The 14778-nt window shown below is 53.3% G+C and carries 11 protein-coding genes; 6 read left to right on the top strand and 5 right to left on the bottom strand.

Annotation, left to right across the window (positions count from 1 at the left end; translation table 11 throughout):
* Positions 1-15: 15 nt before the first annotated feature.
* The 6 genes from EJ361_RS10725 to EJ361_RS10690 all read left to right on the top strand — a co-directional run bounded on the left by EJ361_RS10725 (position 16) and on the right by EJ361_RS10690 (position 9381).
* A complete protein-coding gene (locus EJ361_RS10725; RefSeq protein WP_126245621.1) occupies positions 16-3564 on the top strand; it encodes an efflux RND transporter permease subunit in 3549 nt (1182 codons plus the stop codon).
* A gap of 127 nt (positions 3565-3691) precedes the next feature.
* Positions 3692-4789, top strand: a complete 1098-nt coding sequence (locus EJ361_RS10720) for an SGNH/GDSL hydrolase family protein (RefSeq protein ID WP_126245620.1) — start codon at positions 3692-3694, stop codon at positions 4787-4789.
* Between the two features lie 42 nt (positions 4790-4831).
* Entirely contained in the window at positions 4832-5617 is a 786-nt protein-coding gene (locus EJ361_RS10715; RefSeq protein WP_164714177.1) for a TIGR00266 family protein, read from the top strand.
* A gap of 722 nt (positions 5618-6339) precedes the next feature.
* Complete coding sequence (locus tag EJ361_RS25875) at positions 6340-7611, top strand: 2'-5' RNA ligase family protein (protein ID WP_240646601.1); 1272 nt, start codon at positions 6340-6342, stop codon at positions 7609-7611.
* Positions 7612-7933: 322 nt separating this feature from the next.
* Positions 7934-8146, top strand: coding sequence for a hypothetical protein (locus EJ361_RS10695; RefSeq protein ID WP_126245619.1), 213 nt, complete (start codon positions 7934-7936; stop codon positions 8144-8146).
* Positions 8104-9381 carry a nucleotidyltransferase family protein gene (locus EJ361_RS10690; protein ID WP_126245618.1) on the top strand — a complete coding sequence of 426 codons (1278 nt, stop codon included), beginning with the start codon at positions 8104-8106 and terminating at the stop codon, positions 9379-9381. The genes EJ361_RS10695 and EJ361_RS10690 overlap by 43 nt, the downstream gene beginning before the upstream one ends.
* Here EJ361_RS10690 and EJ361_RS10685 read toward each other — a convergent pair.
* Genes EJ361_RS10685 through EJ361_RS10670 form a run of 5 tightly spaced genes read right to left on the bottom strand, consistent with a single transcriptional unit; the run spans position 9301 to position 14755 of the window.
* Positions 9301-11379, bottom strand: coding sequence for a prenyltransferase/squalene oxidase repeat-containing protein (locus tag EJ361_RS10685; protein ID WP_126245617.1), 2079 nt, complete (start codon positions 11377-11379; stop codon positions 9301-9303). The genes EJ361_RS10690 and EJ361_RS10685 overlap by 81 nt on opposite strands.
* The gene (locus EJ361_RS10680) at positions 11376-12317 is read right to left on the bottom strand and encodes a hypothetical protein (protein WP_126245616.1); all 942 of its coding nucleotides are present in this window, start codon (positions 12315-12317) and stop codon (positions 11376-11378) included. Before EJ361_RS10680 ends, EJ361_RS10685 begins: the two co-directional genes overlap by 4 nt.
* A 14-nt stretch (positions 12318-12331) precedes the next feature.
* Positions 12332-12481 carry a hypothetical protein gene (locus EJ361_RS25600; RefSeq protein ID WP_164714176.1) on the bottom strand — a complete coding sequence of 50 codons (150 nt, stop codon included), beginning with the start codon at positions 12479-12481 and terminating at the stop codon, positions 12332-12334.
* Positions 12468-14327: an asparagine synthetase B family protein gene (locus EJ361_RS10675; RefSeq protein WP_126245615.1), complete on the bottom strand. Its 1860-nt coding sequence runs from the start codon at positions 14325-14327 to the stop codon at positions 12468-12470. Before EJ361_RS10675 ends, EJ361_RS25600 begins: the two co-directional genes overlap by 14 nt.
* Complete coding sequence (locus tag EJ361_RS10670; RefSeq protein WP_164714175.1) at positions 14324-14755, bottom strand: lasso peptide biosynthesis B2 protein; 432 nt, start codon at positions 14753-14755, stop codon at positions 14324-14326. The genes EJ361_RS10675 and EJ361_RS10670 overlap by 4 nt, the downstream gene beginning before the upstream one ends.
* Positions 14756-14778 lie beyond the last annotated feature (23 nt).

The following is a 14778-nucleotide window of genomic DNA, read 5'->3' as shown; positions in this document are numbered from 1 at the left end:
TTAAAAAATTAACCGATGAAGGACTTAGAAAAAGAATTCCGGCCGACCAGTTGGGCGATCGATAACAAGGTGAGCATTTACGTGGTCACCCTCATCCTCACCATCGCCGGCATCCTCACATACAGGAGCCTGCCCAAGGAGCAATTCCCAGAGGTCGTGTTCCCCCAATATTATATTTCCACGATCAACGACGGTACTTCCCCGGAAGATATGGAAACCCTCGTGACCAAGCCCATCGAGAAGAAACTGAAATCCATCTCGGGCGTACGCAAGATCACGAGCACTTCCATCCAGGACTTCTCCGCCATCATCGTCGAATTCAACCCGGACGAAGATCTGCTGGAAGCCGGCATCCAGGTACGGGAAAAAGTGGACGCAGCGAAGAAAGACCTGCCCAACGACCTCACCGAAGATCCTATGATCACTAAGATGGAGATCTCCGAAGTACCCATCATGAACGTAAACATGTCCGGCGACTTCGACCTGCAGACGCTGAAAAAATATGCGGACGAAATGCAGGACAGGATCGAAGGGCTTACCGAGATCACGCGCGTAGACATCGTGGGTGCGCTGGAACGCGAAATCCAGATCAATCTGGATAAATTCAAAATGGATGCGGCGCGGATCAGCTTCGGCGATGTGATGATGGCCGTACAGGGCGAAAACAAGACCGTATCGGGCGGGCTCGTCCGCATAGACGGTATGAAGCGTACGCTGGCCGTTAAAGGCGAATACAAAGATCCCAATCTCATCCGCGACATCGTGGTGCGCGGCACTTCAGGCGCTACCGTGTATCTCCGCGACATCGCAGAGGTAGTAGACTCGCATAAGGAACAGGACAGCTATGCACGACTCGACGGTAAAAGTGTAGTGACCCTTAACGTTATCAAGCGGAGCGGGGAAAACCTCATCGACGCGTCCGACAAAATCTTCCAGATCGTAGAAGACGCGAAGAAAGACCTGCTGCCGAAAGACCTCGAAGTAACCATCACCGCAGACCAGAGCGAGTCTACCCGTATTACCCTGCACGACCTTATCAATACGATCATCATCGGCTTCATTCTCGTGACAGTGGTACTGATGTTCTTCATGGGCGCCGTGAACGCCTTGTTCGTGGCGGCATCCGTGCCTTTATCCATGTTCATCGCGTTCCTGTTTATGCCGGTAATGGGATTCACCCTCAACATGATGGTGCTGTTTTCCTTCCTGCTGGCCCTTGGGATCGTGGTAGATGACGCCATCGTGGTGATCGAGAACGTTCACCGTATTTTCCATGAAAGGCGGGATCTTGGCATCGTCAAAGCCGCAAAAATCGCGGCGGGGGAAGTGTTCCTGCCGGTTTTTTCCGGGACGATGACCGTACTGGCGCCGTTCTTTCCGCTGCTTTTCTGGCCGGGAATTATCGGTAAGTTCATGTTCTTCCTGCCTGCGACGCTGATCGTTACACTGATGGCGTCCCTGTTCGTGGCATATATCATCAACCCCGTGTTCGCGGTGGATTTCATGGACCGTCATGAAGGCGATGAGCATCCCAAACCGAAATGGGACCGCAAATACACGATACTCACCCTTGTTTTTGCCGTAGCCGCCCTGATCGGTTATGTAGGAAGCATGGGCGCGGGGAACCTGGTTGTTTTCATCTGGCTCCTGATCACCATCGAGCGTTTCTGGCTCGGCGTAGTGGCAAGGAAGTTCCAGAACAATATCTGGCCACGCGTACAAAACCGGTACCGCCGCATCCTGGAATGGTGCGTTGTGGGCTGGAGACCCGTGAAAATCCTGCTCGCCACCTTTGGCCTGTTGGTATTCAGCATCGTCCTGACAGGAATACGCAGCCCGAAAGTCATCTTCTTCCCGACCGCTGACCCGAACTTTATATTCGCCTATCTCGAATTGCCGAACGGGACGGATGAAATGACAACGGATTCTATCACCAACATCGTGGAACAACGCATCGTTAAAGTAGTCGGCAAAAATAACCCGTTGGTGAAATCCATCATTTCCAACGTAGCCAAAGGCGCGACAGATCCCTCGCAGATGGACCAGGGGACCTATCCGCATAAAGGCAAGGTGACAGTGGCTTTCGTGGAATTTTCCAAACGTAACGGACAATCTACTCTCGAGTATCTCGACAAGATCCGCAACGCCGTGAAAGGTATTCCCGGCGCCGATATCACTGTAGAACAGGAACAAGGCGGCCCTCCCACAGGGAAACCCATCAACATCGAAATTTCCGGTGACGAATTCGAACAACTGGCCATGACTTCCGAGAAACTGAAACGTTATCTGGACAGCCTGCAGATCGGCGGCGTGGAAGAACTGAAAAGCGATTTCCAGAGCAACAAGCCCGAGATAATCGTAAACATAGACCGGGAACGCGCCAACCGCGAAGGTATCACTACCGACCAGATTGGTACCGCCCTTCGGATCGCATTGTCCGGCTATGCCCCTACTAAGTTCCGTGATGCAGACGATGAATACGATATCACCATCCGCCTTCAGGAAAATCAGCGTAACAATATCAACACCCTCATGAACCTGAACCTCACCTACCGCGACATGAACATGAACGGCGCGATCAGGCAGGTTCCCCTGAGCGCGGTGGCCGATATCCAATACAGCAATACCTACGCAGGTATCAAACATAAAGACGAGAAACGGGTAGTGACGCTCTATTCCAATATCCTCACCGGTTTCAACGCCAATGAGGTTGTGGCTGAAATTACCGGCGCCGTGCAGGAATTCAGCCCCCCGGACGGGATCACCGTGAAAATGACCGGTGAGCAGGAAGACCAGGCGGAAACCATGAACTTCCTCCTGCTGGCCATGGTTGGCGCCGTTGGCCTCATCTTCCTCATCATGGTGACCCAGTTTAACTCCGTGGGCCGCGCCTTCGTGATCTTCCTGGAAATCCTCTTCTCCATCATCGGCGTATTCCTCGGTTTCGCCATCTTCGGCATGGATATCTCCATCGTGATGACCGGCGTTGGTATCATGGCCCTCGCGGGGATCGTGGCCAGGAACGGGATCGTGCTCGTGGAATTCACCGACCTCCTCGTGATGCAGGGAGTGCCCTTCAACGAAGCGGTAGTGGAAGGCGGCCGTACCCGTATGACTCCGGTTATCCTCACCGCCATCGCCGCCGTGCTCGGCCTCATCCCGCTGGCGGTAGGGCTCAATATCGACTTCTGGAAGATGTTCGACGAATTTAACCCGCACCTTTACTTCGGCGGCGACAACGTAGCCTTCTGGGGCCCGCTCGCCTGGACGATGGTGTTCGGCCTGATCTTCGCCACCTTCCTCACCCTGATCCTCGTACCCGTGATGTATGCCATGAACAAGCGCTGCATCGACGTGCTCGACCTTTACAAAATGCCCCGCGGCCTCAAATACGTTCCGTTCCTCGTGCTCATCCTCAAACTGTTCCTGAAAAAGGATACCGTACGGAAACTGCACGATCCGAACTATATGTCGCCGCGCCCATATCATTTCTTCAATCACCCGGAAGACGCTGCGCACGAGAATGGTCATGCGCACCCCGCCGAAAAGGTGAAATTGAATTAAGAAACTGTTTTTAATCAAAGCAAACAGTGTAACAGTTGTAGGTTAACTAGTACCGTCCCGATTCTTCGGGACGGTTTTTTTATGACCGGTCTTTCATGGCTGCCGCCTTCTTCTTATTTTTCGCATTATGAAAAACTGGATATTTACCCTGTTGCTGGCAGGCAGCAGCCTTACCTGGGCCTATGGCCAGGACAATGCCCGTTATACCGACGCGCGCCAATTCCAGATCGTAGGCAAAGGCCTCCCCACCGAACCCGTGTACCAGCGCCTGGATACCGTGCTCGACCGGGCCCTGACGCCGGCGGTGAAAAACCTGTCGAAGCACAGCTCCGGCATCGCCGTGATCTTCGAAACGAACAGTCCTTACATCAAAGCCAAATGGGGCCTTCGCAGCGGGCTCTTCCACACCAATATCACGCCCATCTGCCACAGCGGCCTCGACCTTTACGCCTGGAACAACGGTAAATGGCAATGGGCGGGGATCGGCCGGCCGGGCGATAAAACCACCGCCAACGAATACACGCTCGTAAACAATATGGACGGCGCCATGCGGCAGTTCATGCTGTATCTGCCCACCTACAACGAACTGACTTCCCTGGAGATCGGCGTGGCGCCGGAAGCCACGCTGCAACGGTCTGCCAGCCCGAAAATCGATACCTCGCACCGGATCGTGATCTACGGTTCCAGCATTCTGCAGGGCGCATCGGCCAGCAGGGCGGGCATGGTGTATTCTTCCATCCTCCAGCGGAAAACGGGTTGGGACGTCGTGAACCTGGGCTTCAGCGGCAACGGCAAGATGGAATTCCCCGTGGCGGAACTGCTGGCCAGAATGCCGGCATCCGTGTTCGTGCTGGATTGCATCCCCAATCCTTCGCCGGAAGAAATCAGGGAAAGAGCCTATCCCTTTATCAAGCACCTGCTCAACAAACGGCCGGAAGTGCCGGTCCTGCTCGTGGAAACGGTGATCCGGGAGAACGGGTTTTTCGACCGGAAGATCGGACAGAATTCGAAAGAGAAAAACGACGCTATCAGGAACGCATATACGAAATTGAAATCGGAAGGGTACAAACAACTGTATTATCTGCCGGCCGGTAACCTCATCGGGAAAGACCATGAAGGCACGATCGACGGGGTGCACCTGACGGATCTGGGGTACGTCCGCCAGCTGGAGGCGATGTGGCCGCAGCTGCAGCGATTGATGAAAAAAAGCAAAGCGATCCGCTAGAAAGCATGTAATTTTGAGCAAGACAAAAAACGCCAACAACCTATGCTGAACAATCACGACATCGATTACAGGATACACGGGGAAGAAATGCAGATCGTAGAGATCGAATTGGACCCCAACGAGAGCGCAGTGGCCGAATCCGGCAGTTTCATGATGATGGACCAGGAGATTAAGATGGAAACCCTTTTCGGAGACGGCTCCGGGGCCAAACAGGGGATTTTCGGCAAGCTGATGTCTGCCGGCAAACGCCTGATCACGGGGGAAAGCCTGTTCATTACCTGTTTTACGAACGTAGGGAACGGCAAGAAGCGTGTGAGCTTCGCTTCGCCTTACCCGGGAAAGATCATCCCGATGGACCTGCGCCTGCTGGGCGGCAAGGTAATTTGCCAGAAAGACGCATTCCTTTGCGCGGCGCGCGGGGTGAACGTGGGGATCGAGTTTCAGCGCAAACTGGGGACGGGGATTTTCGGGGGAGAAGGGTTCATCATGCAGAAGCTTGAGGGCGACGGCCTGGCATTCGTTCACGCCGGCGGTTACGTGATCGAGAAGGAGCTGGCGCCGGGTGAGGTGCTGAAGGTGGATACGGGCTGCGTGGTGGCTTATACCCAGCAGGTGGACTTCGACATCGAGTTCGTGCGCGGGGTGAAGAACATGGTTTTCGGCGGAGAGGGGCTCTTCTTCGCGGTGCTGCGGGGGCCGGGCAAGGTGTGGCTGCAAAGCTTGCCGATCAGTCGCCTGGCTAGCCGGGTACTGGCGTACGGAACAGGCGCCCGGAAGGAAGAGGGCAGCATCCTGGGCGGACTGGGGAACCTGCTTGATGGAGATTGATAATCAACGGATTGAAATAAGCGCCTGCTGGTTGACGGGAAACCCGGGGCTGGCGGGCGCTCCAACAGGAATGTGCATTTCGATGCAGAAATCCTTCCGTTTATACCATTTTTGCAAAAAATTAACGATTGGATTGGTAGTATTGTGCTAATATTGCCCGGAGGCTTGACCGGATACGCCGGATTTTTTGTATATTACATGGGAACAGCGTTTGGCACTGTGTGGGTGCCAATTCAGTGAATACTCACTGGCGCAGTGAAGACAATTTATCCTGGTGCTATGAATAAGAATTGAAAAACTTACTCATGAATTTGATGCAGGTGTATCTCAAGGCAAAAATGAATTTACCAGGTCTTATATCGGTAGCCCTATAAGCGCGGTTTGGATGAGATGTCCAGTTAACCATTTGCCAGAACTACCTTTTAGAATTCCTGTCGAGTTGGATGTGAGGATTAATTAGAAAATTTCCGCGAAAAGTTGTTTCGCTATGCGGCACTAAATTATCTTTGCGATTCCATTAAAAAAAGTTGAAAAAATTGATTTTTAGGTTTAAACGGAAGCCGGTATAAATTGAACATTATCAAACATCCTGACGTTATGCAGGTTACGCGCCGGCGGATGAATAATAAAATTTTAATCATTTTTAGTTTTAACAAGTAGGTGAATTTCATTTTCATGAAATCATTGAAAAATTTGCTTCAAACACGCTTTAATCAAGTAAGATGAATTTTGAGAGAAACGAACGCCCCCGAAAGTATTCTCCTGGCTACAGCAGAGATCCGCAAGAACCCAACCAAGACCAGGAGGGCGGTTATTCCAAGAAACCCGAATTTGGCAAAGACGAGGAACGTCCTTTTAACAACACACGTTCTGAAGGCGGCTATCGCCCGCGTAGCGAAGGTGGTTACACCCCCCGCAGCAACGACGGCGCTAATTTCAACCGCGAAGGTGCCTATAACCGCGAAGGTGGTGGTTACACCCCGCGCAACGAAGGCGGTGGCGGATACCGCGACCGTGATTTCAACCGTGGAGACCGCGATTTTAACCGTGACCGTCCCGAAGGGGGCGGCGGATACGGCGGCGGCAACCGTGGCGGCGGCTATGACCGCGGCGGAAGCGGCGGCGGATACGACCGTGGCGGTGGCGGCTATGGCGGCAACCGTGGCGGCGGATACGACCGTGGCGGCGGCGGCGGTGGCTACGACCGTGGTGGTGGATACGACCGCGGCGGCGGCTTCAACCGTGGCGGCGGCGGCGGATATGATCGCGGCGGCGGAGGCGGTGGCTTCAACCGCGGTGGCGGCGGCGGATACGATCGCGGCGGCGGTGGCGGTGGTTTCAACCGCGGTGGCGGCGGCGGATATGGCGGCGGTCGCCCGCAAGGCGGCGGAGGCAGGCCCCAGGGCGGCTTCAGAGGTGGTCAGCGTCCCCCCAAACCGGACAATAAAATTTACTTCATCGCACTCCTCCCCACTGCAGAAGTTGGTAAGGAGATCATCAAGATAAAACAGGAATTCGCCGAACAATACGGCCCGATGTACGCACTGAAAGTGCTCCCGCACATTACCCTGCAGGTGCCCTTCACGGCCGACCCGAGCCTCGAAAGGGCCTTCTGCGAAGAACTCACCGAGTTCGCCAAAACACAGGCGCCCTTCGAAGTAGGCCTCAACGGCTTCGGCACATTCCCCAACAAACAAAACCGCGTCCTCTTCATCAACGTGGAGAAATCCGAAACCATGAGCGCCATGCACCGCCAGCTGATCAACTTCCTCCGGAAGGAATTCGGCTTCAGTACCATGCTCGCCCGCACCGGTTTCACTCCCCACGTTACCGTGGCCTTCAAAGACCTCGACGACGCTACTTTCGAAAAAGCCTGGCCCGAGTACGAAAACAAGGAATACACGGCTTCCTTCAAAGTAAACAACCTGTACTTCCTCCGCCACAACGGCAAATCCTGGGAAGTGCTCCAGAAATGCAAACTCGGCGGCGCCTGATCTTTCAGCGACCCCCGTCAATAACAGGCTTAAGCCGCGTGCATCCCAGGATGTATGCGGCTTTCTGTTTATCGGAAATCCCCTGCCCGGTTACCCCCGAATTCTCTTAGATTTCATGCGCGTAACGAAATGGAGTTAGCATTCGCCCCTGCAAGATTGTGCCCGTTTACTATGGTTATCGAAAGCGTAACGAACAGTAATTATCAAACACTTCTTCCATAATACCCCCGTCATCCCCTAAAATCATCCCCGGAATGTAAACTTATCTCCCCCGGAAATTGTAAATTACTCGTACAGCCATCTTTTCCATAAAACGTATCCCATGTCTGTTCAAAACGCATTACAACTGATTCAAGACCTCCGCAACCGGCCAGCCGGTCGCCCGGCGAACATCACAACATTGGAAGACCTCGTTCAACACTCCAATCAACAAAACCTCCCCGCCACTACAGCCGATTTTAAAAAAGCATTCCAGGTAGATTGGGACATCCGATGGCTGCAATTTTCCCGCAACCTCAGCCAGATAAACCGCTGAAAATGTTAGCGATAAGCGAACTGAAAAACAGATTCACAAACGAACAGGTGCTGATCATCCTGATAACACGGATGTATTTTGGCACGCAGGACGATCAAACCGTCCGCCACTTCGCTGCTACTAACCCCATCGACTGGCAGGCATGGTATCAGCTCATTGCGGTCAACCAAATCAGGAACTTCATTTTTAACACCATCAACCATACAAACATCCCCATCGACCCGCTCATTTACGACACGTTGAAGAAGGATTTCCTTGGCTGGACGATGTTCAGCGACCGACAAACCGAAGTGTTGCAAGAGGTGCTACAGCTCTGCGAACAGGCAGGGATAAGGGCGATTCCCCATAAAGGAAGAACGCTGGCGCAGAAGTATTACAGATCTTCAGATTTCCGGGAAGGTGCGGATGTTGACCTGCTCATCGATAAAAAGGACTTCCGGTTGCTGATGAAACTCCTGCTGGACAACGGTTACCGGCTGTATTATGAGATAAAGGAACACCAGTTGGGATTCGTGCTGCGGTTTATGCGCGAACTGGCGTTCCGGTCTCCTGAAAACCGGTGGGGCATCAGTTGCAACGTTGAACTAAAATGGAAACTGGTAGAAGATTTTTGGGGTAAATTTCAAGGGCATGCATATTTTGCTTCGCATCTGCAACGCTATGTGGCTGATGATGGAACTTTGTTGGCTGAGCTGCCGCCGACCTATGACTTCTTGTGTGTATCCGTGCACCACCTCGTACGGGAATCATTGTTGAAATTTAAATACCTGGTGGATTTGGCTTGCATTGCCCAGGCAGCTCCCGGGGAAATGGATTGGGCAGAAATTCAGGCCCAGTATGCCGCCCATGGTTTTGCACCACACTTGTGGTCGGGAATTAATGCGATGCAGGAGATCATCGGGCTGAGCGTTCCGGTTGCGGGAGTTCCGGCCACCCATTACCGGCTGTTCGCGAAAACGGGAAACAGGAATCGGTCTGTTTTAATGAACAAGATCGCGCATGCAAACGCTAAAGTGGCGTTGCGGGCGAGGATCAGAACAAACCTCCGCGGGGGGCTTCAGCTGTTTGTACCGAACTTGCAGGATATAGCACTGTCGAATGGCCCTGCCTGGACGATCCCGTTTCTCGTAGTCAAAAAAATCTACAGATTCATTTCAGGGAGTTCTGGAAGTAGTAGTAGCCACCACAAATTTGTGAAGCGCATCCAGGATGGTAGCGGTAGAAAAAATCCCTGAGTCATCTTTGACGACCCGCACTTTTTCATTGGTTTCATGCGTAACATCATTTGTATCGGGACTTCTCAATTCGGCAGAGGGAGGCCAGGATCCCTGTGACCGCTGGGTTTCCAGGAGATGGTTCACCAATTCGGCGGCCCGTATTTGATGCGGGTTATGCCGTGCGCACAACAATATTTTGAGATACAGCGCAATTTTGAAACAGTTGGGATTGCCCGCCGCCAGAGCTGTTGCCGAGTTTTCCATCGCCCAATGGACGGCTTTCCCAATGGCGGCTTCATTTGTTTCCGCATTTTGCAGGAACAATGCTTCCGTGGCGAGTGCCGTGGCGTATTCGGGGCCTTTCCACCAGTATCCGTACCAATAACCGGCATTGTTTTGTTGCGATAGCAAAAAACCTGTGGCAGCAGGATTTCCGGAGAGGGCATAGGCAGCGGTTACGCAGCAGTGCGGTATCTGCCAGCCATTAAAGGGCGAAGCGCCTTGCTCCCGGCTATTCCGGCCGATGGGGCCGTTTAGGGAATAGGTGACGACGCCGCCGTTTTCGTTCGTGTAATCATCCATCAGGGAAAGGCCGGGTGCAGGGAATTGCGCAGAAAAACCGGCGGCCTGCGCAAAATGCCAGGCCCAGACAGTACTATCGGCATCGGCCGGCGCGGCGGCGTTGAAGCCCCATCCTGCTCCTTCCCTGTAACGGGTTTGTAGAATTTTCCACGCATGGCGTAGCGGGGCGAGGGTTTCTTGCCGTTCCAGCCTGGCGAGATGGCAACCTACATAAGCAGTCACCCACTCGTCGGCAGCGCCGGGCTCCAGGAGAAAATCTTTCCACCATCCGGATTGCTGCTGTGATGATAGCAGGTAACTGATCCCTTTATCAATGGCATTCCGGACGTCGGGCAGATCCACTTTTCCTGTTTTCAGGGAGACGATTTCGGGTGGTGGACAGGGATGGATTATTTTCCAGGAGCTTTCATAGCCAAGGTATGCCTTCAGTTCCAGGTCTTTCCCCGGCTGGTAGCTAACCTTCAAATGCGAGATCCATTGCCGGATATAAGTGAAACTGGTTTCGGGTTGCTGTAAAGACGCGATCCATAGCTGTTCTGGCCAATCCTGGACTTGCCCGGGGAATATTTCCTGGTCCCAATTCAGAACAGCCGCGGTTTTTTCGGCGATCGCCAGGCCGGGTGCGGGCAGATTATCTACGAAGTATTGCCAGCACATCGTTTTATCGGGCGGTTCATTCCAGAAGCATTCAAATCCGAGCCTGGGGAAAAGGTCTGCCCCTACATCCATGCAGACTGTAACGCGGTCTGCATTTCCGAACAGAAATGTGACGAGTTGTTCGAGCTGTGGATCACACCACCTGTACCCGATTTTTTGTAGGAAAGGTATTACTTCTTGCAGGCGGAGTTTTTTGATGTTCACTCGCAAAGCCTCCACGTCCCTCGAAAACTGAATCCCCAGGTACCCCACATGCGCCTGGCCGGGACAGGCGTCCACGATTTTGTTAAGGAGGGGAATGAAAGGCTGCTGGCTGCCCAGCGTTCCTTTTATGACCGAATCGCAGAGTGCCTTCGTTCGATAGCTGTCCATATCCTGTTGGAGTTCGAAGAAGAGTAGCGGGGTCCGGATACCGCCGGGTAACACATCCAGCTCCAGGAATACTTCAGCGATATTGAGATGACAGCTAGAAGAAGGATCTGCCCAGGTTTCCAGGAAACACAGCAGCGCCGGCAGTTCCGGTCGTCCGGCGAGCCGGTACCGGAACCAGTTGCAGATGGCAGGGAGGTCGTCTTGATCCTTCTTGATGCAAAGTTGAAGATCGACCTGGTCGCAGTCGTGCAACCGGCATTCGAGCGCGAACCGGATGATGGGCGGGAAGGCGTCTGCGGCGGCTTTCAGTAGCGGTAAACGCGCTGGTGAAACGAGGCAAGACGGTAAAGTATCGAAAAATGCGCCCGTGGATTGGAGCAGGGAATATGCTTCTGGATGGTTCATGGAGTTGACCGGCTTATTTTTTCCAGCATGGAATGATAGGCTTCGTGAATACGGGAAACATCGTCTGGCGCTTCCAGGCCGTAGCAGGGAACGTTGTCTACAAGGTCTGCGGCCGACTTGAAATACAGCTCCATGTAATTCCGGGAATTGAGCCCGGGCAGGAGCATTTCATCCATTAAAACGGCGAGGGCGGCAGTTTTCCCGATGGGGATTACCGGATTGGGGGGATCGGGGCTTCTTGGCCCTATGAAAAATATCGCAGTGACCGGTCTTGGCAAAGCATGGCTGGCTGCAGGTTGCAGGGAAAAATATGTTTTGCGGGTAAGGCCGTCGGAAGGTATGGAACGAGGCCAGTTTTCCGGCAGCTCGAAAACAGGCCGGCGCTGCGCTGCTGTAATATTCAGGCTGTCGGCGGTGTCTGGGTTGATCTTTAATGCCGTTTCACCCCTCTCGGCGTAAAATGTTCCATCCTGTTGTTGCAGTACTGCATAATCGTCGCACCATACCGCATGGCCCCTGGTGTGGAAAAATGCGGCCAGGGTAGACTTTCCCGCACCTTTCCTGCCCACGAACAACACGGTGCCGTCGCCTACGCACATCGCCGCCGCATGCAGGCAAAAGCGGCCCTGTTCCTGGAGGCAGAATTTGGTAATGTTTCCGCGGATGAGAGATTGGATGGAAACGGGGGATACCGTGGATGCATGATGGTAAAATACCAGCCTGCCTGCCTGTAATATGATGAAGCTCGCAGCCGGGATTTGCGCTTCATGATATTCGAACAGGAAGCATTTTCCATTGCCGGAAATGCTTCCTGTGTAAATGTTTTCGCCGAATGCGGAAATGGAAGGCGAAAGCCTGATGGCATGGAATGCGATCTTCGCCTTCAGTTCGACGAACTCCTCAAAATCGAGGCGCCGGAATGTAACGGTAGTGCTCAAGATACAGGCGCCATTTAAGAAACATAGCCGGGTTGGGCTCCTCCGTCAATCGCACCGACACCGGCGGGATTCGAATTCGTGATTTCTCCGATTTTCCCGAGTTCCTTCAATTCCGGGGTTTGATAAGACTTTCTTTCTTGTGGGGGTGTTTCATTGTAGTCCATAACTGTTTTTATTTGGTGAATGAAATAGGTCAGCTTCAACGGTATTTTTTTTCCAAGAGATTATTTGGAGAATATGTATCACACTTGCGTAAGCTGCTGGGTGTTGGCACGGACCGATCAGTGAGGCGAGTAACAGCCTTACATCGATTTTCCCGCGCAGGAAATCGCCGGCTTCGCTAATTCTTTTTTCGAGCACTTCGCGCACTTCGCGGGATCCCAGGAATTTGGCGTACGGATTTCCGTACAACGGCGTTTTCGGCCTTGTGACGATGGCTTCCGGTAACCGGGGGATCATGGCCATGCGCAGCAATGCTTTTCTATGCAACAAATGCGCAGGAAGTGCCAATGCGAACTGCAACAAATCCAGTGAAAAGAACGGATGTCGTACCTGGAGCGGCTTTCCTGTAAAGCCCGGATGTGAGCACTCGAAAAGCCATGCCCAGTATGGATTTCTGGCCATGGAAAAGTTAGAGCCGAAGGATGTGCCGTCCGGGTTGATGGCGGCCGGGCGCGCGCTTCCCGCAAAGCTGGCAGTATCGTACCAGTCAGGCATCGCCATGCCGGTGGATGGTCGTTTTCCCCGAACCCTTTGCCATGCTTTCAATGCGAGGGGCAACAGATTACCTGCTGTTTTGCAATACATCCAGTCATCTGCCACTGCCTGCATACGGTGGCCCTGCCGGGAAAGCCTTTGCCTCGACAGCGGCTCATAGGCAAACAGCGGATCGCCGCCGAATCCGGTCAGGAATATGCCGGAAAACGACGCTGCGTCTGCCAGGATATGTGACTCCGCCGTTGCCTCCGGAATGGCAACGGGTTCCGGCATCCAGCCAGCGGCCGGCTCCGTAATATGATGGATGTAATCTTCCGCTATGTAATGCCGGATAGATACCTGGAGATGCCTGGCTGTTAAATCCGCGAAATAACCTTCATTTTCATTGACCAGGTGCCGATATCCGATGTTGTATGCCACCAACTCGTGATCGTTGCCAAACCGAGCGTCCTGGACACTCTTGGCGGTTGCAGCAATGGCGGAACTATCCATCCCGCCGCTGAGTGAACACGCCAGCCGGTTACCGGATATGCGGTCGGCAACGGCATTTTCGAACAGTTGGTAAAAGTGATCGGCGTAAGTAATGTCTTTTTTATACCGGATGGGCGCCACTTCGGTCGGCGGTTCCCAATAGCGGCTGATTTGAAGTGTGCCGTTACGGAACTTCAACCTGTGGGCGGGAGGAAGTTTCTTTACTTTGATATAAACCGTTTTGTCGAAGTGCCGGTTGATTCCGTTCAGGAGGAAATCATCCAGCACAACATCGTCCAGTTCCGCCATCAGTTCCCGGTCTACCTGCAACGCGCGGTAGAAATTGGTGAAAAAGAACCTGTTGCCGGTATGTGCAAAGTAAAAAGGAATGACCCCGAAGTGATCTCGGGCGCAAAACAGCTCATCGCGAAGGCCGTCGTAAATGGCAAACGCGAAATCTCCCGAGATATGCTGCAGACAATCTTCTCCATAAAGTTTGTAAGCTTGCAGAACAAGGAGGGCGTCGGGCGTGGAGCTGCTGATCGTTCCGGAGGAATGGCTCAATTCTTTGACCAGGCGGAGGCGATTATCCAGCCGGATGTCTCCCAGGATACGGAGGTCGTTATCGATGATGACCGGAAGGTGGGCTGATGCCGGGCTACTCCCGGTATGGAAGCTCCCTGACCGAAACGCGGCCCGCGGCCCGTTCCAGGTATCCTGGTTTCCGGTACAGCAGGATGCGATAACGGCGGCGGCCCGGTCGAGCAGCGAGAGATCGGTGGCTTGGATCGCCGGAGACAATATGCCAATGAATCCGCTCATGCAAACAGTCTGGTATTAACGTTCACTTTTTCTAGCGGTAATGTCATATATCCTTCGATCATGGATGGATGATCGTTAACCGGTTTGCCATCCTTTTCCAGCCAGGCGTGCGCTTCCATTTTCCCGTGCTCCTGGCAGATGCCGATCCTCAAGTCAGTAGAAATACCTTTCCTGCCCAGCATGAAGCGCATCGCCAGCGATTGTGAGAGGCATCGCCCCTTCCGGGAAGCTGCCGTTTTCATCCGGTTGAAGATGGATGAATAAGTATCGAGCAGCACGATCGTTGCTTCCGGAGCTGGCGGAGGCACGTTTTTCATAAAACGGGTTAATAGCTTTTGCGTAGTCCGCAATCCGGTGAAGCGGAGACTGGTCTCCGTTAATATGGTGATGGCGTGGGCTTGAAGCAACAGGCGTTCTTGCGCTCTCATCGACCTGTAGACGATGCTTACAT

Source organism: Chitinophaga rhizosphaerae (assembly GCF_003958645.1).
Taxonomy (GTDB): domain Bacteria; phylum Bacteroidota; class Bacteroidia; order Chitinophagales; family Chitinophagaceae; genus Chitinophaga; species Chitinophaga rhizosphaerae.
The sequence above is the reverse complement of the archived record's forward strand: the minus strand, read 5'-3'. Positions and strand labels throughout refer to the sequence as shown.